This is a genomic window from Pseudomonas laurylsulfatiphila, assembly GCF_002934665.1.
Taxonomy (GTDB): Bacteria; Pseudomonadota; Gammaproteobacteria; order Pseudomonadales; family Pseudomonadaceae; genus Aquipseudomonas; species Aquipseudomonas laurylsulfatiphila.
Window position 1 is genome coordinate 50,909 of the sequence record NZ_NIRS01000003.1, and the last position, 19,760, is coordinate 70,668.

22 protein-coding genes and 2 pseudogenes are annotated in these 19,760 nt (G+C 59.1%); 15 read left to right on the forward strand and 9 right to left on the reverse strand.

What is annotated here, in order from left to right; all coding sequences use genetic code 11:
- The first annotated feature begins 5 nt into the window (after positions 1 to 5).
- From CD175_RS10620 to ppnP, 3 genes are all read left to right on the forward strand, one after another.
- Positions 6 to 1,967 (forward strand): acetyl/propionyl/methylcrotonyl-CoA carboxylase subunit alpha, encoded by a 1,962-nt coding sequence (locus CD175_RS10620; protein ID WP_104448892.1) that lies wholly within the window; start codon positions 6 to 8, stop codon positions 1,965 to 1,967.
- A 70-nt stretch (positions 1,968 to 2,037) separates the two neighbouring features.
- Positions 2,038 to 2,580, forward strand: coding sequence for a 3'-5' exonuclease (locus tag CD175_RS10625; protein WP_104448893.1), 543 nt, complete (start codon positions 2,038 to 2,040; stop codon positions 2,578 to 2,580).
- A gap of 69 nt (positions 2,581 to 2,649) precedes the next feature.
- Complete coding sequence (gene ppnP / locus CD175_RS10630; RefSeq protein WP_007940055.1) at positions 2,650 to 2,934, forward strand: pyrimidine/purine nucleoside phosphorylase; 285 nt, start codon at positions 2,650 to 2,652, stop codon at positions 2,932 to 2,934.
- A gap of 85 nt (positions 2,935 to 3,019) precedes the next feature.
- Here the strand turns inward: ppnP and CD175_RS10635 are convergent, their stop codons facing one another.
- Together CD175_RS10635 and CD175_RS10640 are read right to left on the reverse strand one after the other, a co-directional pair.
- On the reverse strand, positions 3,020 to 3,826 hold the full coding sequence (locus CD175_RS10635) for an MOSC domain-containing protein (protein WP_104448894.1): 807 nt from the start codon (positions 3,824 to 3,826) through the stop codon (positions 3,020 to 3,022).
- Between the two features lie 190 nt (positions 3,827 to 4,016).
- On the reverse strand, positions 4,017 to 4,952 hold the full coding sequence (locus tag CD175_RS10640) for a chemotaxis protein CheV (protein WP_007973464.1): 936 nt from the start codon (positions 4,950 to 4,952) through the stop codon (positions 4,017 to 4,019).
- A gap of 463 nt (positions 4,953 to 5,415) precedes the next feature.
- Here CD175_RS10640 and CD175_RS10645 point away from each other — a divergent pair, with 463 nt between their 5' ends.
- The 3 genes and pseudogenes from CD175_RS10645 to CD175_RS10655 all read left to right on the forward strand — a co-directional run bounded on the left by CD175_RS10645 (position 5,416) and on the right by CD175_RS10655 (position 7,877).
- On the forward strand, positions 5,416 to 5,886 hold the full coding sequence (locus tag CD175_RS10645) for a hypothetical protein (protein ID WP_104448895.1): 471 nt from the start codon (positions 5,416 to 5,418) through the stop codon (positions 5,884 to 5,886).
- Positions 5,887 to 6,327: 441 nt separating this feature from the next.
- Positions 6,328 to 7,221 (forward strand): annotated as a pseudogene (locus CD175_RS10650) (sensor histidine kinase).
- A complete protein-coding gene (locus tag CD175_RS10655; protein ID WP_104448896.1) occupies positions 7,218 to 7,877 on the forward strand; it encodes a response regulator in 660 nt (219 codons plus the stop codon). The pseudogene CD175_RS10650 and the gene CD175_RS10655 overlap by 4 nt, the downstream one beginning before the upstream one ends.
- On the opposite strand, the gene yegS is transcribed toward CD175_RS10655, so the two are convergent.
- Positions 7,861 to 8,778, reverse strand: coding sequence for a lipid kinase YegS (gene yegS, locus CD175_RS10660; protein ID WP_104448897.1), 918 nt, complete (start codon positions 8,776 to 8,778; stop codon positions 7,861 to 7,863). The two genes, CD175_RS10655 and yegS, sit on opposite strands and share 17 nt — an antisense overlap.
- Positions 8,779 to 9,015: 237 nt before the next feature.
- On the opposite strand from yegS, the pseudogene CD175_RS10665 reads away from it, so the two are divergent.
- Positions 9,016 to 9,240, forward strand: a pseudogene (locus CD175_RS10665) (hypothetical protein); the annotation flags it as partial.
- A 65-nt stretch (positions 9,241 to 9,305) separates the two neighbouring features.
- On the opposite strand, the gene CD175_RS10670 reads toward CD175_RS10665, so the two are convergent.
- Complete coding sequence (locus CD175_RS10670; protein ID WP_167399526.1) at positions 9,306 to 10,493, reverse strand: molybdopterin molybdotransferase MoeA; 1,188 nt, start codon at positions 10,491 to 10,493, stop codon at positions 9,306 to 9,308.
- A gap of 22 nt (positions 10,494 to 10,515) precedes the next feature.
- Positions 10,516 to 11,055, reverse strand: coding sequence for a molybdenum cofactor biosynthesis protein B (gene moaB, locus CD175_RS10675; RefSeq protein WP_104448900.1), 540 nt, complete (start codon positions 11,053 to 11,055; stop codon positions 10,516 to 10,518).
- An 81-nt stretch (positions 11,056 to 11,136) separates the two neighbouring features.
- On the opposite strand from moaB, the gene mobA reads away from it, so the two are divergent.
- Complete coding sequence (mobA, locus tag CD175_RS10680) at positions 11,137 to 11,751, forward strand: molybdenum cofactor guanylyltransferase MobA (RefSeq protein WP_007973477.1); 615 nt, start codon at positions 11,137 to 11,139, stop codon at positions 11,749 to 11,751.
- 76 nt (positions 11,752 to 11,827) lie between these two features.
- On the forward strand, positions 11,828 to 12,049 hold the full coding sequence (locus CD175_RS10685; protein WP_007973479.1) for a YgdI/YgdR family lipoprotein: 222 nt from the start codon (positions 11,828 to 11,830) through the stop codon (positions 12,047 to 12,049).
- An 85-nt stretch (positions 12,050 to 12,134) separates the two neighbouring features.
- On the opposite strand, the gene CD175_RS10690 is transcribed toward CD175_RS10685, so the two are convergent.
- The 4 genes from CD175_RS10690 to CD175_RS10705 form a co-directional block, all read right to left on the reverse strand.
- Positions 12,135 to 13,025, reverse strand: a complete 891-nt coding sequence (locus CD175_RS10690; protein WP_104448901.1) for a pseudouridine synthase — start codon at positions 13,023 to 13,025, stop codon at positions 12,135 to 12,137.
- 334 nt (positions 13,026 to 13,359) lie between these two features.
- A complete protein-coding gene (locus tag CD175_RS10695; protein WP_104448902.1) occupies positions 13,360 to 13,677 on the reverse strand; it encodes a transcriptional regulator in 318 nt (105 codons plus the stop codon).
- A 172-nt stretch (positions 13,678 to 13,849) separates the two neighbouring features.
- Positions 13,850 to 14,086 (reverse strand): glutaredoxin family protein, encoded by a 237-nt coding sequence (locus CD175_RS10700; protein WP_104448903.1) that lies wholly within the window; start codon positions 14,084 to 14,086, stop codon positions 13,850 to 13,852.
- A 105-nt stretch (positions 14,087 to 14,191) separates the two neighbouring features.
- On the reverse strand, positions 14,192 to 15,400 hold the full coding sequence (locus CD175_RS10705; RefSeq protein ID WP_007973484.1) for an ammonium transporter: 1,209 nt from the start codon (positions 15,398 to 15,400) through the stop codon (positions 14,192 to 14,194).
- 328 nt (positions 15,401 to 15,728) lie between these two features.
- Between CD175_RS10705 and CD175_RS10710 the strand changes: the two genes are divergently transcribed.
- The 6 genes from CD175_RS10710 to CD175_RS10735 all read left to right on the forward strand — a co-directional run bounded on the left by CD175_RS10710 (position 15,729) and on the right by CD175_RS10735 (position 19,760).
- Entirely contained in the window at positions 15,729 to 16,043 is a 315-nt protein-coding gene (locus tag CD175_RS10710) for an ElaB/YgaM/YqjD family protein (protein ID WP_007973485.1), read from the forward strand.
- Position 16,044: 1 nt separating this feature from the next.
- Entirely contained in the window at positions 16,045 to 16,434 is a 390-nt protein-coding gene (locus tag CD175_RS10715; RefSeq protein ID WP_015094055.1) for a phage holin family protein, read from the forward strand.
- Entirely contained in the window at positions 16,431 to 16,775 is a 345-nt protein-coding gene (locus CD175_RS10720) for a hypothetical protein (protein ID WP_104448904.1), read from the forward strand. The genes CD175_RS10715 and CD175_RS10720 overlap by 4 nt, the downstream gene beginning before the upstream one ends.
- Positions 16,776 to 16,988: 213 nt before the next feature.
- The gene (locus tag CD175_RS10725) at positions 16,989 to 18,317 is read left to right on the forward strand and encodes a deoxyguanosinetriphosphate triphosphohydrolase (protein WP_104448905.1); all 1,329 of its coding nucleotides are present in this window, start codon (positions 16,989 to 16,991) and stop codon (positions 18,315 to 18,317) included.
- Between the two features lie 176 nt (positions 18,318 to 18,493).
- Positions 18,494 to 18,886: a response regulator gene (locus CD175_RS10730; protein ID WP_104448906.1), complete on the forward strand. Its 393-nt coding sequence runs from the start codon at positions 18,494 to 18,496 to the stop codon at positions 18,884 to 18,886.
- A 247-nt stretch (positions 18,887 to 19,133) separates the two neighbouring features.
- Entirely contained in the window at positions 19,134 to 19,760 is a 627-nt protein-coding gene (locus CD175_RS10735) for a response regulator transcription factor (protein WP_007973494.1), read from the forward strand.

Consider the following 19,760-nt stretch of genomic DNA (forward strand, 5'->3'; position numbering starts at 1 on the left):
CGCCCATGCCCGGACTCAAGAAAATCCTCATCGCCAACCGCGGTGAAATCGCCTGCCGCATCCAGCGCACGGCCCAAGCACTGGGCTATCGCACGGTAGCCGTGTTCAGCGACGCCGACGCCGATGCATTGCACGTGCAGATGGCCGACGAGGCAGTCAACATCGGTCCGGCCACGGTGCAACAGTCTTATTTGAACATCCCGGCAATCCTCGACGCCGCCCGGCGAACGGGGGCGGATGCGATCCATCCGGGCTACGGTTTCCTCTCGGAAAACGCAGAGTTTGCCCGCGCTTGCCAGGACGCTGGCATCACCTTCATCGGCCCCAGCCCCGAGGCCATCGAACTGATGGGCAGCAAGCGCCTGTCGAAGATCGCCATGATCAAAGCCGGTGTGCCCTGCATCGACGGTTATCAAGGTGCCGAGCAAGATGACGAGACCCTGAGCCGCGAAGCCGCGCGCATCGGTTATCCGTTGATGATCAAGGCCAGCGCTGGCGGCGGTGGACGCGGCATGCGCCTGGTGCACGAAGCCGGCAATCTGCTGGAACAGATTCGCACTGCGCGCTCCGAAGCCCTGAACGGGTTTGGCAGCGGCGAACTGATTCTCGAACAGGCATTGATCGAACCCCGTCATGTCGAGGTTCAGCTGTTCGGTGACCGGCATGGCAACCTGATTTACCTCGGCGAGCGCGATTGTTCGGTGCAGCGCCGGCATCAGAAAGTCATCGAGGAAGCACCTTGCCCGGTGATGACCCCTGAACTGCGGCAGGCCATGGGCGAAGCAGCGCTCAAGGCCGGCCTAGCGGTGCATTACGTCGGCGCGGGCACCGTGGAGTTTCTGCTGGATGCCCGCGGGCAGTTCTATTTCCTGGAGATGAATACCCGACTGCAAGTCGAGCACCCGGTGACCGAATTGATCACCGGGCTAGACCTGGTGGCCTGGCAACTCAACATCGCCGAAGGGCAACCACTGCCCTTGCGCCAGGACCAGGTGCATCTCACGGGCCACGCCATGGAAGTGCGCCTGTATGCCGAAGACCCGGCCCAGGGTTTCCTGCCGCAAACCGGTCGCGTCGTGGCCTGGGAACCGGGATTGCAGGAGGGCGTGCGGATCGACCACGGCCTGATCGAAGGTCAGCTCATCAGTCCCTTCTACGACCCGATGCTCGGCAAGCTCATCGCCCATGGCGCCACCCGCGAGGAGGCCCGGCGCAAATTGCTGCGGGCGGTACAGGACAGCGTGCTGCTGGGCGTGCAGAGCAATCAGCGTTTGCTCGAAAGCCTGCTGGAGCACCCGCAGTTCGCCAGCGGTGACTTCAGTACCGGGTTCATCGCGCAGCACTTTGCCGACCATGCCTGCCTACAGTCCCATGCCCCGGGCGCGCAACACCTGGCCATCGCAACCGCCCTCTTCTATCAGGCTTCGGCACAGGCTCATCCCGCCCCGCTGGGCGGTTGGCGCAACAATGCCAGCGTGCCCCTGCACTATCGCATCGGCCTTGAGGATCAGGACTGGGTGGTGACGTTGCAGGCAATCCCGGGTGAACCATTGCGCATTCAGGTCGCCGAACGCTGCCTCGAGCTGAAGGTCCTCCACTGCGACGGGCGCCAGGCCACCCTCGAAATCGATGGCATCCGCCAGCGCCACGCCTATCGCCTGGAGGCAGGGCAACTCTGGCTGTTCAGCCGGCCAGGCAGCTTGCAGTTTTCCGATCGCACTCAGGCGCAGGTTTCCAGCCGGGCCAGTGTCAGTTCCGGCACCCTCAAGGCCCCGATGGACGGTGCGATTGTCGACGTCCTGGTCAATGAGGGCAGCCCGGTCACCAAGGGCCAGCTGCTGGTGGTACTGGAAGCGATGAAAATGGAGCACCCCTTGAAATCAGGCATCGACGGTGTCCTGAAACGCTTGCAGGTCAAAGTCGGGGATCAGGTGAAAAACCGGCAGATACTGTTGGAGGTCGAATAAGGCGCTAGGCGGAACCGCCGGGTTTGGCTACGCTCAAACCCTACAGGACGCGGATACCAGGAACCCTGCAATGCCTCATTGGCTGGTCATTGATCTGGAGGCCACCACCGATGAGGGTGGATGGCCCGTAACGGATATGGAAATCATTGAAATCGGCGCCACCCTGGTGGACCGCAAGGGACGTGAACTGGACCAGTTCCAGCGCTTCGTCCGCCCCTTGCGGCGGCCGTTGCTGACGCCGTTTTGCCGCGAGCTGACGCACATCACCCAAGCCAACATCGATGCCGCGCAACCGCTGGGCGAAGTCTGGCCGGCGTTTGAACGCTGGCTCGGCCACCACCACACGCGACTTGAAGGCTGGGCCAGTTGGGGCGACTACGATCGCAAACAACTGCTTCAGGATTGGCAGCAAATGGGACTCGTCAGTGTGCTGGCCAACGTGCCCCACATGAACCTCAAACAGCGCTTTGCCAAGGCCCGACGCCTGGAACGCCCGCTGGGGCTCAACGGCGCCCTGCAACTGGCCGGCCTGCAGTTCACCGGCCAGCAACACCGGGCGCTGGAAGATGCGCGCAATACCGCACGCCTGCTGCCACTGGTTCTTCCGCTTTAGACAGGTGACGACACTCAGGGCCTTGTGCATACTGGCCGGCCCTTTTTAGCCCTTTTCGAGGAATCGCCCATGTTTAAAGTCAACGAGTACTTCGACGGCACCGTCAAGTCGATCGCCTTTGGCACCGCAGAAGGTCCAGCGACCATCGGCGTCATGGCTCCGGGCGAATACGAATTCGGCACCAGCCAGCGTGAAATCATGCACGTGGTCAGCGGCGCATTGACCGTCAAACTGCCAGACAGCAGCGACTGGGAAACCTTCGCCGCCGGCAGCCAGTTCAACGTGCCGGCCAACAGCAAGTTCCAGTTGAAAGTCGCCGTCGACACCGCTTACCTGTGTGAATACCGCGGCTAAACCCGCAGGCTTTGCCGAAATAAAGGTCAGCGCAATGAAAATGCCCGTGTTTTTCGACACGGGCATTTTTTTGTTCTGCGCAAAATTATTCGAGGATCTCCACCGGCATACCGACTTCGAGTCGACCGTTGCCGTCGTTGACCAGGTTCTGGCCAAACATCGCGCCGTCCGCCTGCGAACGATATTTCTGCAGGGTTGCCAGGGGTTCGCGGTCGTCGCTGCGCTCGCCGGTTTGCGGGTCGATGGTCGTCAGGATGCAGCGTGAGCAGGACTTGACCACGCGGAACTCGACATCGCCGATGCGGATACGCTTCCAGCCGTCCTCGGCGAAAGCTTCACTGCCTTCGATCACCAGGTTGGGCCGGAAACGCAGCATCTCCAACGGACGCCCGACCCGTTTCGACAAGTCCTCGAGGGAGGCCTGTCCAATCAGCAACAGCGGATAGCCATCGGCGAACGCCACCTGGTCGTCATCCTTGCCGTAGCCCGCCTCCGTCATCCGCGCCCGATCCAGCGGCACTTGCACCAGACGTGTCGGTTTACCAATGAACTGGCTGACCCAGGCTCCGGCTGCATCCCCTGCATCGGGGACCCGCAAGGTATCGCGCCAGATCGTCACGCCACGCAGTTCTGCATCGAGGCCGGGCAAGGCTACGTCGATCGGCGAATGACCAGGCGCACTGAGGGTCAAGCCGCCTTCGGCATTCCACAACGCCGACAACTGGCTCATCTGCGCCACCGCACGCTGGGTCAGGAAACGACCGCTGGCTTCATCCACCAGCATCCAGCGGCGATCGCCGTCCAGACCGAGTTTATCGAGACCGATCTGTTGCAGCGTCTCGCCCTTGGCGGACTTCAATGGATAACGATACAGCGCGCTCAGACGCAACATGGCCAGCTCCCTGTTAGGCAAAACGCCACCCTATACGAGCTTGAACGCCGAATCAAAGAGTGACGATCAAACACTCCCCCCCTGTGGGAGCGAGCCTGCTCGCGAAGCGGGAGTGTCAGTCGATAACCAAGCCAACTGTCACACCGCCTTCGCGAGCAGGCTCGCTCCCACAGGTTGTCCGCTGTTTTATTCAGGCCGGTACTTCGTCAAGCATCAGGCGCTGACGCACCACGTCGACGAGTTTGTCCGGCTGGAATTTGGAGAGGAAATTGTCGCAGCCGACCTTTTTCACCATCGAGTCGTTGAAGCTGCCTGACAAAGAAGTGTGCAGCACCACGTACAAGCCACGCAGGCGCGGATCGTTGCGAATTTCGGTGGTCAGGCGATAGCCATCCATTTCCGGCATTTCCGCATCGGTGAAGACCATCAGCAGTTTTTCGGTCATGTCCACGCCGGTGTCGGCCCAGGCCTTGAGCATGTTCAAGGCTTTCAATCCGTCGCTGGCGATGTGCATCTTCACGCCCAGCTGTCCCAGGGTATCGCGCAATTGCGCCAGGGCCACGTTCGAGTCATCCACCAGCAGCACCTCACGGCCACGGGCGCGTTCCAGTACCGGATCTTCGAGCTTGTCACGGGAGACCTTGGCGTTGTACGGAACGATTTCGGCCAGGACCTTTTCGACGTCGATGATTTCCACCAGTTGATCATCGACCTTGCTGATAGCAGTCAGGTAATGCTGGCGACCGGCACTGCTCGGGGGCGGCAGGATGGCTTCCCAGTTCATGTTGACGATCCGGTCCACACCACCGACCAGGAAGGCCTGAACCGAACGGTTGTATTCGGTGACGATAATCGTGCTGCCAGGCCCCGGCACCAGCGGGCGCATGCCGATGGCCTGGGACAGGTCGATCACCGGCAGGGTCTGGCCGCGCAGGTTGACCACGCCGCAGACAAAAGGATGGCGCTGCGGCATCAGCGTCAACTTGGGCAACTGCAGGACTTCCTGTACTTTAAAGACGTTGATCGCGAACAATTGCCGTCCGGCGAGCCGGAACATGAGAATTTCCAGGCGATTCTCACCCACCAGTTGCGTGCGTTGGTCTACCGTGTCGAGAATGCCGGCCATCAATGACTCCTGGTCTTGTTCGGATGAATTCACTTAGAGAAGGTTATCGGCTGTTTTTGCCGAAGCTTGACCCTCTCTAAAATGCCACGCACAGGCATTGATGTCACATTAACATCATGCTTTACTGATGCTGTGATTACATCCGCTGCACTTCTGCGCCGCGCGACCCTGGTTCTCGTGAAAGGTTCCGCTGCGTAAGGGATTCCCCTATCAACAATCAGGTGAAACCTGATATTCGCAATATCCAATAGCCATTAATGTGACGCCATTCTCATTGCATGAACGGAGTCAGGCTTTTGTGTGCGATCGCAAGCCAGTGGCCAACCACCCTCTCGTGTTCCCCAGCCTGCCTCCGGGTCAGCCGTCGTTCGTTCACCCGACGACTCGGCAATGCCGGGGTTCCGAACGCCCTCGTCGACACACACGATATCCCCTCATTTGACATGACGTTGTGGAGATAAGTATGCCGAACGACCGTAAAGAGTGGGCCCAGCGGCTCCCGGAGTTTCTCGTCGAGGCTGAAACACTCCTGGCCAAGACAGAGGAATGCCTGAGTCATCTGCAGTTGATCAGCAATGACAAGGACGCCATCGACTGCATGCTCAGCACGCTGCTCAAGCTGGCCAACAAGGCCGATGCCCTGGCGTTGGCGGCCGTGTCGGAGTTTTCACTGCATATTCATGGTTTGCTAAACCACGCACAGAACACCATGAGCCTGCACGACGAGGCGTTGAGCGCCCTGAAAGACTGTCTGACCCTGGTTGCTTGGCAACTCGAACTCATCGACCAGACCACCGGGCAGCTCAGCCTCGACGACAGCGAGCAGGTCACCCTTATCGAAGCCTTTGCCTTCCAGGTCGGGCAAAGCCGGTTTCAGCCACCGGTCAATTCCAGGCCGCTCACCCTCGTGCCGTATTCGGAACGACGGGCTTGAACTAATCCAACTATGCCCGTGGTTTGGTTATCAGTACCGCACTGTTACTTGAGTGCGCATATGTCGCAAATGAACATTTCATAGCTATAAGCGACATTCTTAAAACAATCACTATTGTCCAACGACAATAGCGCGCCCGCCTTGATCAGGTATTGCCTGGCATCAAAAGCAAAACCCCGGGACTACGGCATTTTGCGACGGAAACAGCCAACTTGCTCCATTATGGAAGCATCTTCTAAACGACTGGATTCCTGACTTTTCGGACATGCATACGGACGCGACCCACGGTATCTTAAGTGCTACTATGCCGCCTGTTAGTTGACGCCAATTAATGGCTGTGTGATCGCAGCCGAACTCGTCGGCGCTCCACATAAAAAACAGGGGCCTGTCAGCCAGCATGACCGGTCAGCCCGCAGCGAACATCCATTGGCTCCATCCGCTATGTACGCCAGCCTCAAGTCAATCGCCAAGTGGCCACCCTCCCGAGAAAATGCTCGCAGACTCACGCTATTGGTATGCGCCTGCTCGACCCTCGGCAGTTTGCTGGTCCATGGCTTGTCCATTCCGCTGCCCCTGTCATTGCTGGTGCTCAACATTGCGGCGCTGACCAGTGTTGCCGTGCAGTACTGCCTCTCGCGTAAATCGATCAAATTCCAGCCTCAGGAGCTGGCCGACCGGCTGTTGCAGGTCCAGGAAAACGAGCGTCACCGACTGAGCCGCGAACTGCATGACGACATCGGTCAATTGCTGACCGCCGCCAAATTGCAAAGTGACTGACTCAAACGCCGGATGCCCGAAGAGCTCCAGGGACAATGCACGGTCCTCTGCGACACGCTGGAAGAAACCCTGGCCAAAGTTCGTGACGTATCCGCCATTCTCAATCCCCGGCAGTTGACCAGCCTCGGACTGGAAGCCAGTCTGCGGGCACACCTGCTCAAGACCCTGGCCAACACCCCGGTGCACTGGAGCCTGGAATGCCAGCAGCGTCTGACCGGCATACCGGAGGAAATGGCCGTGGCGGCTTTTCGCATTACCCAGGAAGCGGTCACCAACATCCTGCGACATGCCCAGGCCAAAAACCTGCTGGTATGCCTGCAGCGCCAGCCCCAAGGCCTGAGGTTGCAGATCAGCGATGATGGTCAGGGCTTCGCCCCCGCAACAGACCCAGGTCGCGAAGGGCAACGGGGTATGGCCGGGATGTCGGAACGGATCGATCAACTGGGCGGCACGTTGACCGTTATCAGCGAGCCGGGCAAAGGCACGCAAATTGAAGCTCTATTTCCCTGGGCGCCCCGTGCGCTCGAACGGGCCAGTTCGAATAAGGTTATGCATTGACTTGTAATTTACTACTGGTGGATGACCACTCGCTGATCAGGGCTGGCGTGCGCGCCCTGGTAATGGACCTGCCCGGCTACGCCGTCATCGGTGAGGCCAATGACGGCTCGCAGTTGCTCGAAATGGTCGGGCATCTGTCCCCGGATATTGTCCTGCTGGATATTTCGATGCGCCAGACCGGCGGCCTCGAAGCCTTGCAACAGCTCAAGCAGGTGCGCCCGCAGAGCAAGGTCCTGATCCTGTCGATGCACACCGACCCGGCCCTCATCATGCAGGCCCTGGAGTCCGGCGCCCACGGCTACCTGCTCAAGGACACCACGGCGACCGAACTCGAGCACGCGCTGGACGCCTTGCGCAACAACGAGCGCTATCTGAGCCCGGCCATTGCCCACACGGTGATCACTCAGGCCCTGACCCGAAATCAGAAGCACCAGCCCGAACCTGCCGACTCGCACAACCTGACGGCACGCCAGCTGGAAATCCTGCGGTTGATCGTTCGCGGCAAATCCACCCGAGAAATCGCCAACGGCCTGGGGTTGAGCGTCAAGACCGTCGAAACCCACCGCTCGCAGATCATGAAGCGATTGCAGATCTACGATGTGGCCGGCCTGGTGCTGTTCGCCGTGCGTGAACACATCATCAGCCTGGATGACTAGCCACTTCACTGGCCCGTAGCAGCGGCGAATCTTCAGGCAGATGCACGAGCAACGCCGCTGGACGCACCGAAAAACGCAGGTTGTCCCCTTCCAGCGGTTCACCATCCAGGTTGATGTACAAGCCTTCCGAAACCTTGATCTCGACCCAGGGCAGGCGCGCACGGACAAACATGTTGTCGATGCCAAAACCTTCGGTCAGCAGGTTTTTCAATGTACCGACCACCTCCTGCGGTGCCGGCAGGATACTGATGTCGAGCAAACCATCATCGACCAGGGCCTGTGGGCACAATTCCCGCCCACCACCGGCCTGCCGGCCATTGCCGATGCCCAGCGCCAGCAGATCGCCGCTCCAGTGGAAATCCGGTCCCTGCAACTCACCGTAGGCGGTATGCAGCTCATTGAAGCGTGACAGGCCGGTGAACAGGTACGCCGCACCGCCGAGGATTTTCTTCAAGTCTTCCGGGGTGTTCGCCGTGACATGGCTGCCAAACCCACCGGTCGCCATGTTCAGGAATATCTGCCCGTCGACTTCCCCCAGATCAATGGCGGTCGGCGCGGTATCAAGTAAGGCCAGTGCCTGATCAGGCTGCAGGGGCACACCCGCCGCACGCGCAAAATCGTTGGCGGTTCCCAGCGGCATCAGTACCAGGCTGGCTTTTTTCGAGTGCTCCGCCATGGCCTCGGCGATATCGCGCAAGGTGCCATCACCGCCACCGGCAATGATCTGTCGATAACCGGCCGCCAACGCTTCACCCACCAGTCTCTGCGCATCGCCGGCTTCCCAGGTCAATCGAACAGCCAGCTCCCAGCCTTGCTCACGCCGGCTTTCGACGGCGGCGCGAACCGCCTCGTTGAGTGCCTGTTTGCCATGCAGAATCAACAGTGCCTTGCGATCGCTCATTACTTCACTCCCGGTTTGGATGGCATCTGGGAGATGTTGACCGCGCAGGCGCCGGTAAAGGTCGCCTGAAAACCAATTATTTCCAGTCAGGCAACTTGATCCCCTACGGCAGGATTTTTCTTACAAAACATGAGGAATTTGCTCAATTGACCGGAAATCCGAATGGGTAGACCTTGGGGCTTCAGCAGGACACCACAGGGACGTGCCATGCAAGGCCAAAACCCTGGATCACCGGCCAGCACAAAAGCCACGGGAGAAAATGATATGGAACCTCGCGTCACCGAGCTGGAAACACACCTCAAGCACATACGCAGGGACCTGGACGAAATCCGCGGTGACGTCAAATCCATCAAGCACAGGCTCGCCTACTCCGCCTGCGGAACGGTCGTGATCCTCGGTCTCCTTGGCTGGATCGCCAATAGCCGTTTCGAGCAGGTCATTTCATTGTTCCTGGCACATTGAATGGCCATCAAGCAAAAACCCGGTTCAATCAACCGGGTTTTTGCCAGGCCAATCCGCTGAAGCGGTCAGCTCAGGACTTCGCTCAACGGTATGAAGAAAACGCTATCGCCCTGAACCAGCGTGCGACCTTCCAGGACTTCTACCAGTCCATCAGCCCAGGCAGCGCTGCGCAGTACGCCGGAACTCTGGTTTTTGTAGATCGTTGCCCTGCCGTTTTCCAGCCGCCCACGCAAATACTCCCGTCGATTGCCAGGTTGGGGCCAGTCGAACCCTGCCGGCACCTGCACCTTCAGCGGCTCGACTTCCTTTACACCCTGACGACGCAGGAGATAGGGCCTGGTCAACAAGGCAAAGGTCACGAGGGTCGATGCCGGATTGCCCGGCAAGCCGATCACGGGTACACCGCGGAAATGTCCGAACGTCAGCGGCTTACCGGGCTTGATGGCGAGTTTCCACAGCGTCAATTCGCCCTCTTCGCGCAAGGCGATACCCAGAAAATCAGCTTCTCCCACCGATACGCCACCGGTCGAGAGGATCAGGTCGACATCCTTCAACTCACCCAATCGGAAACGAGTGGTTTGCAGATCGTCCGGAAGAATGCCCGCGTCGACGACCTCACAGCCCAGACGCTGCAACCAGCTGCACAACAACACCCGGTTGCTGTTGTAGATCTGTCCCGGACCCAGCGGCTGGCCCGGCTCAATCAATTCGTCGCCGGTTGACAGCACCGCCACACGGACTTTGCGAACCACCTCCAGCTCGGCGCAGCCCAATGAGGCAGCCAATCCTTGCTCGATCGGCCCCAGCCGCGTGCCTGCCGGCAGAACCAGCTCGCCGACGGTCGTTTCCTGGCCTTGCGGACGGATGTTCTGGCCCTGGGTCAAGGCTTGCGTGAAAGACACTCGCTCATCCGCCTGGACCTCGGCGTTTTCCTGCATCTCGACGCAATCGGCACCAGCGGGAACAGGCGCTCCGGTGAAAATGCGCGCACAGGTGCCTGGCTGCAACGGATCGGGGGCCTGGCCGGCAAACACCTTCTGGCTGACCACCAACGGCTCTCCCGTCCAGTCAGCCGTGCGCAAGGCATACCCGTCCATGGCACTGTTGGGCCAGGGCGGCAGGTCAAGGGTCGACAGCAGGTCTTCAGCCAGTACACGCCCCTGCACCTGCGCCAACGGCAAGCGTTCACGCTCGACAATCCGCGTGGCCTCGGCCATTTCCAGCAAGCGTGCCAATGCCTCCTCGACGGGCATCAGGCTGCCGGTCTTGCCCGGCTTACCCACGGGATTCACAAGGCTCTGCCTGTTTCAGGTGAGGCACGAAATTGCACGGGCGATGTCGCGAATCCAGCTGTTCGGCCAGAATGCCGTCCCAACCGGTGCGCACGGCATTGGTCGAACCCGGCAAGCAGCAAACCAGCGTGCCATTGGCCAGACCGGCCAACGTCCGGGACTGAACGGTCGAGGTGCCGATATCGGCAACCGAGATCTGGCGGAACAGCTCACCGAATCCATCGACCTGTTTGTCCAGCAGGCAGCTGACGGCTTCCGGTGTGCTGTCACGCCCGGTAAAACCGGTTCCGCCGGTGATCAGCACCACCTGAACGACATCGTCGGCAATCCAGTTGGCGACTTGCGCACGAATTTTGTAGAGATCATCTTTGAGCAACACCCGGGCGGCCAGGTAATGACCGGCAGCGGTCAAGCGGTCGACAAAGAGCTGGCCCGAGGTGTCGGTGTCCAGCGTGCGGGTATCGCTGACAGTCAGCACTGCAATGTTCAGCGGTGCGAAAGGTACATCAGCCTTGGCTTTCATAGGCTCGTCCAGTTGTAGGAGAAACAGCCCGGTGTTATATCACAGCGCTCCGTTTTTTCGCCGCTCCCATGGAGACCTGCCATGACCATGAATTCACAATTGCCACCCTGCTCCATTCTGCTCCTGGCGGGCGGTCGCGGCCAACGCATGGGGGGGCGGGACAAAGGGTTGCTGGACTGGCGCGGCGAACCGCTGATTGCTCACTTGCATCGCAAGACCCGCCCGCTGACCGATGACCTGATCATCTCCTGCAACCGTAACCTTGAGAAGTATGCGCCCTACGCCGACCAGTTGGTCCACGACGATGAAGGTGACTTCCCCGGCCCCCTGGCGGGAATTCGGGCGGGCCTGGAAGCCGCTCGCCATACTCATATGCTGGTCCTGCCCTGTGACGTTCCAGGCATCGATGCGGCGCTGATCGGCACCATGCGCGAGACCGCCAACCTGAATCCGGACAAGCCGCTGATGGTGCGGCACGATGACCACTGGGAGCCGTTGTTGTGTGTGATTCCGGTGCTGCACCGGGCAGCCTTTGAAAAGGCCTGGAACGAGGGTGAGCGCAGCCCTGGCCGGTTGATGCGCAAGCTCGGCGCGACCGCGCTGCAATGCCCCGACAAGGACCCTCGGCTGGCCAACCTCAACACGCCGGAACTATTAAGCGGTCATGTAAGCGGTCATGACACTGTGTCAGACTGACATTGATCAGGAACTTGCGCGGACGGTTCACGTCTCAAGTTCACTAACCAAAGAACTCTTATTCGGAGACACACTCATGATGCAACGGACCCTCGCCACTTTCATGCTCGCACTGGGCCTCGCCACCCTCGCCGGTTGCGCGTCGCCTACGGTGATCACCTTGAATGACGGTCGCGAAATCCAGGCCGTCGACACGCCAGAGTTCGACAAGGATTCCGGCTTCTACGAATTCGAACAGCTCGATGGCAAACAGACCCGCATCAACAAAGATCAGGTGCGTACCGTCAAGGAGCTGTAATCGGGTGCCGCCGGATACAGAAAAGCCCGCTTGATGCGGGCTTTTTCATGCCTGAAGAACAGCACTTCAGGGGTGCCGTTCAGGATCACCATTGCAGGGTGATTTCACTCTCGAACTCGCGCGCCTGGCCTGTGACCGGGTCGATGAATTTCAGCCCCTGGGCCAGCAGTTTCAAAGGATTGGCGTAGTCATCCTGCGCATCCTTGAGCACCTCGGGGTAAAACGGGTCGTTGCAGATAGCGGCGCCCAACGCCGCCATGTGTACCCGCAGCTGATGCTTCTTGCCCGTCACCGGGTAAAGACCATAGCGCCAGAGTTTCTCCTGCTTCTCCCTGACTTCGATCGCCGTCTCGGTGTTGCAGGCCCCAGGCCCTTCCTGCATGCGGAAGAACGGCTCGCCATCGACCAGCCGGCTTTTATGAACCCGCGGGAAAGCAAGTTCAGGCAATGCCGCTGCGATGGCCTCGTAGCGCTTTTCGATCTGCCGGGTTGGAAACAACGACTGATAAGCCGAACGACTCTGCGGATTGGCGGAAAACAGTACCAGCCCTGCGGTATGCCGGTCGATGCGATGCAATGGCACCAGATGCGGATTGTCCAGGCGACGGATCAAGCGCCTGAGCAGCGTCTGTTCGACGTATTCGCCAGCCGGCGTCACCGGCAGAAAGTGCGGTTTGTCGGCCACCACCAGATGCTCGTCCGCATACAGAATCGACTCGATCACCGGGATCGGCTTTTCATCCGGCACTTCACGAAAATAATGAATCCGCAAACCTTCCCTGTAGGCCAGATCGAGGGCAATCGGCATGCCCTGCCCATCGAGGACCCGGCCACGGGCGATCCTGTCCAGCCATTGTTCACGACCGATGGCGCTGAAATGCTCGCACAGGCAATCGACAACGGTCTGCCACGGGCCAGGTGGCAAGTACAGCGTACTGGCCTGGCTGTGTGCCGCGGAAAAAGAAGAAGTGGACATACGAAAGCTCTAACCTCAGTGCAGGGCGGCATTATCCAACAGCAAGGGGAATGAACCTAGGGGGCGTTCTCAATTAGTTTTCCCGTCGCGTTGTCGCCTTAAAGCGGGCCAGGCAAGGCGCAGGCCGCTGGAAATGGTTGTTCCCTTTCCAAGGCCTGCAACGCAGCCTGGCCCGTTTTAAGGCACAACCCGAAGGGCCGGGCCTGCTGTTGTGCAGGGCTGCGTTGCTCGAAGCTTATTTGGAATGACCAAACCACGCTTCTCGCGCCTTGCCCTGCACAACAGCAGGCCCGGCGCGGCGTGAAAACTAATTGAGAACGCCCCCTAAGATTCCTCAAGCCGGAATCTGCGTGCGCGCCGCCGCTTCGGTGTATTCCTTGAGCCAGCGCAATACATCGACCGCCTCCCAGCGAGCGGGGTCATAGAGGGCGTACAACAACCCCTGATAACCCACGACATCGAGTTGCCGGTGATATCCCGCGCGTTGAAACAAGGCTTCGATTTCTGCGAAACAGGTATTGAAATGCGTTTTGTTGAAGGGCGTCTTGCCCTCGGTCACCAGACCATCCAGACGCAACTCAAGAACGGCTTCACGCACGATGTCTGCGGACATCCGGTTCACGCTGTTCTTCAACTGTTCGACATTGACCACGATTCATCCCTCTCACGCCCGGGCTTGTCTGCTCGCTGCCGAAAATCAGCAGCGGCAACACAGGTATCACGAATAACTGTATGCACATACAGTATCCGATCAATGCCAGATAAGCCAAGGGGATCAATCGCAAAGTTCGACAGACGGGAAATACCGCCAGCGCAAAAACCGCTCAACCCAGGAACGCCACCACCTCATCGGCACTGAACGGCCAGCCCAGTTCAGCGCCAGTGTCGACCCGCCGCAACACCGGAATACGCAGGCTGTAGGCGGCGAACCAGGTTTCATCGTCGGCGATATCCACCAGCTCCACCAGAAGACCGCGCTCGACAAACTCCATCAACATGGCTTCGGCTACTTCACAGAGATGGCATCCAAGGGTGCCGAACAGCTGACATTCGGGAAGCATGAGCGCTCAACCAGAAAATTAAGTGACCATTCTAGGCTTGCTCCGAAAAACCGTCGAGCCATTGAGTCTCCTGCCCCGATGCCAGCGACGATGATCAGACCTGTGTCAGTCCTGGCTCACGGCACCGATCTTGTGGATCGACAGGTCCGCGCCGTAATACTCCTGCTCCTGACTCAGGCGCAATCCATGCAGCGCCTTGATCACGCCATACACGGCGAACCCGCCGGCCAGTGCAACGGTGACGCCCAGTGCCGTGCCGATCAACTGGCTGATCAGGCTGACCCCACCCAGCCCGCCCAAAGCACTCTGGCCGAAAATGCCGCAGGCAATACCGCCCCACACGCCGCACAAGCCATGCAGCGGCCAGACACCCAGTACATCGTCGATGCGCCATTTGACCTGAGCGGCGGTAAAGCACCAGACAAACAACGCCCCCGCGACGGCGCCGGTCACCAGCGCCCCCACCGGATGCATCAGGTCGGAACCGGCGCAGATCGCCACCAGCCCCGCCAATGGGCCGTTGTGCAGAAAGCCGGGGTCGTTGCGCCCGACGATCAACGCGGCCACCGTACCGCCCACCATGGCCATCAACGAGTTCACCGCCACCAGTCCACTGACACCTTGCAGGGTTTGCGCGCTCATGACGTTGAAGCCGAACCAGCCAACAATCAGGATCCACGAGCCCAATGCCAGAAACGGGATGCTCGAAGGCGCGAACGCAACCAGCCGACCTTCGCGATAGCGGCCATTACGCGGCCCGAGCAACAGCACCGCCGCCAGTGCCAGCCAACCGCCCATGGCATGTACCACCACCGAACCTGCGAAATCATGGAAACCGGCGCCAAAGCGCTCCAGCAGCCAGGCTTGCAAACCCAGGTTGCCATTCCAGACCATGCCTTCGAAGAACGGATAGATGAACGCGACAATCAACGCGGTTGCACACAGCTGCGGGACAAACCGGGCGCGCTCGGCGATTCCTCCGGAAATGATCGCGGGAATCGCCGCGGCAAAGGTCAGCAGGAAGAAAAACTTCACCAGTCCATAACCATGATCGGCATTGAGCACGGCCGCCGGTTGCATGAACGTCACGCCATAAGAAATCCAATAGCCTATAAAGAAGTAGGCCAGTGTCGATACCGCGAAGTCGCTGAGGATTTTCGACAAGGCGTTGACCTGGTTTTTCTGTCGCACGGTTCCGACTTCGAGAAAGGCAAAACCGGCGTGCATGGCCAGGACCATGACCGCACCGATCAGAATGAACAGCGTGTTGGAGCTATGGACCAGGGTGTCCACGGCGCTTTGCAGATTTTCCATGGGATGGGCAGACCTTATGGCAGAAAAAAGCACCAAAGCAGTTCGCGATCACCGCCCATGCACCAAGTTGCGGCTTCGAAGCATCAGAGGACTGATCTCGTTGAACCGCCTTGGTGCACAGGCACCGTCCGGGAAAAACGTGACCCGGACGTTTGCGCGAGTTTTTGATTGTTGGTCCTACGGTTTTACTGAAATCATGCCCGGCTATAGCGCAATGGTGCGGACCGGCGCACCACGACACAGCAAAAGTTGTACCAGTCATTTGTACTGAACCTTCACCAAAGGCTCATACTCGAACACATCAGAAAGCCACTTATGGAGATCCACCATGGCCCGCATCCAGGCAAAGACTGCTCAAGAAATCCTGATGAACGACTTTCAGACACTGGTCAGTGACACCGAACGGTTGCTGGAGCACACCGCGACCCTGGCCGGCGACCAGGCCGACGAGTTGCGCGAGCAGATTCACGACAGTCTCTTGCGTGCCCGTGAAACCCTGAAGCTCACCGAAGACTCCCTGCGCGAACGCGGCAAGGCGGCTGTCACCGCCACCGAAGACTATGTCCAGGCCAACCCTTGGCAATCGGTCGGGATCGCGGCCGGCGTGGGTTTCCTGATCGGCCTGCTGGCCAGCCGGCGCTGATATGTCGATCGGTGAATCCGGCCCGTCTGCGACGGGAACAAGCTCCTCATCGCGGCGCCTGGGTGCTGCCTTCCTGGGTTTGCTGCACAGCCATGTCGAACTGTTCGGCATCGAGTTGCAGGAACAGAAAGCCCGCACCGTCAGTCTGTTGCTGTTTGCCGGTCTGGCGCTGGTGTTTGCGTTGCTGCTGTTGGTAGGGCTGTCGACGCTGGTGCTGATCGTGTTCTGGGACACCTATCGCCTGACCGCCATCATCGGGCTCTGCGTGTTCTATACCCTCGCCGCCATATTCTGCGCGATGCGTTTGAGGGCAGCGATTTTCGATGAGTCCTCGCCCTTCCACGGTACGCTGGAAGAGCTGGCCAACGATCGGGAGCGCCTGCTGCCATGAACCTGCCTGAATTGCCACACAACAGCTCACGCACGGAAATGCGCAAGGCGCTGATTCGCCTGCGCATGGAAATGCACCGCCAGGAAATCCGCCACGAATCCGCGCAACTGCTGCAACCTTTGCAACGCGTGCGCGGTATGACGCAGAACCTGCAGGACGGTTTCGGCATCAAGCACGCTCCACTCTGGGGCGTGGCCGCCGTCACCTTGCTGGGCTTTCTGACCGGCAAGGGCGCCAAGAACGGTGGCGGCCTCAGCAGCCTGACCCGGCTGATCCGCCTCGGCACCACACTGGGGCCGCTGATCAAACTGATCATGCAGGGCTCTTCGCGCAAAGACTGATCAGTTTCCTTCTGGCTACGCTCTTGCAGTGTCGACGGGATGCCCCCTCTTTCGAGGGGGCAATCCTGTGCGCCTGTCCGGTCAATTGCCCCCGGCGAAAAAAGTTCTTGCAAGGTGGCCTCGATATCGACGCCGCCGGGTTGTAGTTCCGCTTGCAGGTGATGACGCGAAACGGGAAGCTAGGCCATCAGTCACCTGACGGAGAGTCCCGCCTTGGATTGGCACACCCTGCTTACCCGCGAACGCCTCGGAAAGCCTCTGCACAGCCCTGAAGAACTCGGCCGCAGCCCTTTTCACAAAGACCACGACCGCATCATTTTCTCGGGGGCTTTCCGCCGCCTCGGGCGCAAGACCCAGGTCCATCCGGTGTCCAGCAATGATCACATTCATACGCGTCTGACCCACTCGCTGGAAGTCAGTTGCGTGGGGCGCTCGCTGGGCATGCGGGTCGGCGAAACCATCCGCAGCGCCCTGCCCGACTGGTGCGAACCCAGCGACCTGGGAATGGTGGTGCAATCGGCCTGCCTGGCACACGACATCGGCAACCCGCCTTTCGGCCATTCCGGTGAAGATGCGATCCGTCACTGGTTCCAGCAAGCCGCCGGCCGTGGCTGGCTGGATGCGATGAGTGAAGCAGAGCGCAATGACTTCCTGAATTTCGAAGGCAACGCCCAGGGCTTTCGGGTACTCACGCAACTGGAATATCACCAGTTCGACGGCGGCACCCGACTGACCTATGCAACCCTGGGTACCTACCTGAAGTATCCATGGACGGCCAGGCACGCCGATTCGCTGGGCTACAAGAAACACAAGTTCGGCTGTTATCAGAGCGAGCTGCCACTATTGGAGCAGATCGCCCATAAACTCGGCCTGCCGCAACTTGAAGAGCAACGCTGGGCGCGGCATCCGCTGGTGTACCTGATGGAGGCCGCCGACGACATCTGCTATGCGCTGATCGACCTGGAAGACGGCCTGGAAATGGAGTTGCTGGAATACGCCGAAGTCGAGTCCCTGCTTCTGGACCTGGTGGGCGACGACTTGCCGGAGACCTACCGCCAGCTCGGTCCAGGCGATTCGCGCCGACGTAAACTGGCGATCCTGCGCGGCAAGGCCATCGAACACTTGACCAATGCCGCGGCCCGCGCCTTCGTCGAGCAACAGGACGCGCTGCTGGCCGGCACATTGCCCGGCGACCTGGTGGAGCACATGCACGGACCCGCCAAGCGTTGCGTGCTGAACGCCAAGGACATGGCCCGCAAGAAAATCTTCCAGGACAAGCGCAAGACCCTGCACGAGATCGGCGCCTACACCACGCTGGAAATCCTCCTCAACGCCTTTTGCGGCGCAGCACTGGAGCAGCACAACGGTCGGACCCCGTCATTCAAAAGCCGCCGCATCCTTGATCTGCTGGGTAACAATGCACCCGATCCTCACGGCCCGTTGCACACGTCGTTTTTGCGCATGATTGATTTCATCGCCGGCATGACCGACAGCTATGCCAGTGACATGGCCCTGGAAATGACGGGCCGTGCCAGCCACTGAGGTGCTTCGTTTGATCAGCCATTACGGCGTTCGTTTTGGCTGATCCCCCTTCAACCTCCAACAGCACTCAAGTCTCGTCGAATCGCCCTACAACACATGGCGAGCGAACTGATCGCCTGTCCGGCACTCTCGCGAAACAATCTGCCTCCCTCTGTTCGACAGATGAAGTGTGCACCATGGCCGAAGACGATCTACGCATCCTCGTGGTGGAGGACCACCCCTTCCAACTGATAGCCACTCAATGCCTGCTGGAAAGTTATGGCTTCACCCGACTGACTACCGCCGACAGCGCCAAAAGCGCCATGCAGCAAATGCTCGGGGTCGACCAGCCATTCGACATCCTTTTATGCGATCAATGCCTGCCCGATCTGAAAGGACTCGATCTGGTCGGGTTCGCCAGTGAGCGAGGGCTGATCAGGCAGGCGATCATACTGAGCAGCCTGACGACGTCTGAACTGGATGAACTTGTAAAAACGGCCACTGAACACGGGTTGCCATTGTTGGGTTACTTGATAAAACCATTGAAACAACCTGAATTTAGAGACCTGTTGACCCTGGCACCAACATAAACAAAAAGCACATATAAAAACCGACAAATGCACAGCGTAAAACCTACAAACAACTTCCTGAAAAAGTGCACCAAAGCGCTGGACTTTCCCGGACTTCCTAATATGAAACCTAGTTAATACGTAGTCCCATTCCTTTTAATTTGTAGGATTTCTCCTATATTGCTGCCATAGCCCGGTCCGTTCATGCGTCCCTTCAAGTATCTGAGCTAAGGTGCGCGCTTTATTTGAGCTCGCATGGGACTTGATTATGAACTCCGTTTTTATTGTCGACGATCACCCGGTTATCCGCCTTGCCGTTCGAATGTTACTGGAACACGAAGGTTACAAAGTCGTCGGCGAAACTGACAATGGGGTCGACGCCATGCAAATGGTTCGCGAATGCATGCCGGACCTGGTCATTCTCGATATCAGCATTCCAAAGCTGGACGGCCTGGAAGTGCTGTCCCGGTTCAACGCAATGAGTAATCCCCCTAAAACACTAGTACTGACCGCGCAATGTCCAACACTCTTCGGTATTCGTTGCATGCAATCCGGAGCCTCGGGTTATGTTTGCAAACAAGAGGACATCAGTGAACTGGTGAGTTCTATAAAAGCGGTATTTTCAGGTTACAACTATTTCCCGAGTGAAGCCTTGAACCCCATCCACGGAGATGAAACACGCTGCATCGAATTGGAACTGTTCAAGTCCGTAAACGACCGGGAACTGATGGTCCTGCAACTTTTTGCCCAAGGTCGCACAAACAAGGAAATCGCCAAGGGAATGTTTCTGAGCAACAAGACCGTCAGCACCTACAAAAAGCGCCTCATGCAGAAACTCAAAGCCAAATCCCTGGTTGAACTGATCGAGATGGCAAAACGTAACGCACTCGTGTGA

Bases quoted from the DNA above. Each gene is read 5' to 3' on its own strand.
- moaB (WP_104448900.1), bottom strand. From the start codon at position 11,055: ATGAAAGCCAAGGCTGATGTACCTTTCGCACCGCTGAACATTGCAGTG.
- CD175_RS10715 (WP_015094055.1), top strand. From the start codon at position 16,045: ATGTCGATCGGTGAATCCGGCCCGTCTGCGACGGGAACAAGCTCCTCA.
- CD175_RS10720 (WP_104448904.1), top strand. From the start codon at position 16,431: ATGAACCTGCCTGAATTGCCACACAACAGCTCACGCACGGAAATGCGC.
- CD175_RS10685 (WP_007973479.1), top strand. From the start codon at position 11,828: ATGATGCAACGGACCCTCGCCACTTTCATGCTCGCACTGGGCCTCGCC.
- CD175_RS10645 (WP_104448895.1), top strand. From the start codon at position 5,416: ATGCCGAACGACCGTAAAGAGTGGGCCCAGCGGCTCCCGGAGTTTCTC.
- CD175_RS10690 (WP_104448901.1), bottom strand. From the start codon at position 13,025: ATGTCCACTTCTTCTTTTTCCGCGGCACACAGCCAGGCCAGTACGCTG.
- CD175_RS10670 (WP_167399526.1), bottom strand. From the start codon at position 10,493: ATGCCCGTCGAGGAGGCATTGGCACGCTTGCTGGAAATGGCCGAGGCC.
- CD175_RS10635 (WP_104448894.1), bottom strand. From the start codon at position 3,826: ATGTTGCGTCTGAGCGCGCTGTATCGTTATCCATTGAAGTCCGCCAAG.
- yegS (WP_104448897.1), bottom strand. From the start codon at position 8,778: ATGAGCGATCGCAAGGCACTGTTGATTCTGCATGGCAAACAGGCACTC.
- mobA (WP_007973477.1), top strand. From the start codon at position 11,137: ATGACCATGAATTCACAATTGCCACCCTGCTCCATTCTGCTCCTGGCG.
- CD175_RS10700 (WP_104448903.1), bottom strand. From the start codon at position 14,086: ATGCTTCCCGAATGTCAGCTGTTCGGCACCCTTGGATGCCATCTCTGT.
- CD175_RS10625 (WP_104448893.1), top strand. From the start codon at position 2,038: ATGCCTCATTGGCTGGTCATTGATCTGGAGGCCACCACCGATGAGGGT.
- ppnP (WP_007940055.1), top strand. From the start codon at position 2,650: ATGTTTAAAGTCAACGAGTACTTCGACGGCACCGTCAAGTCGATCGCC.
- CD175_RS10705 (WP_007973484.1), bottom strand. From the start codon at position 15,400: ATGGAAAATCTGCAAAGCGCCGTGGACACCCTGGTCCATAGCTCCAAC.
- CD175_RS10735 (WP_007973494.1), top strand. From the start codon at position 19,134: ATGAACTCCGTTTTTATTGTCGACGATCACCCGGTTATCCGCCTTGCC.
- CD175_RS10730 (WP_104448906.1), top strand. From the start codon at position 18,494: ATGGCCGAAGACGATCTACGCATCCTCGTGGTGGAGGACCACCCCTTC.
- CD175_RS10620 (WP_104448892.1), top strand. From the start codon at position 6: ATGCCCGGACTCAAGAAAATCCTCATCGCCAACCGCGGTGAAATCGCC.
- CD175_RS10640 (WP_007973464.1), bottom strand. From the start codon at position 4,952: ATGGCCGGCATTCTCGACACGGTAGACCAACGCACGCAACTGGTGGGT.
- CD175_RS10710 (WP_007973485.1), top strand. From the start codon at position 15,729: ATGGCCCGCATCCAGGCAAAGACTGCTCAAGAAATCCTGATGAACGAC.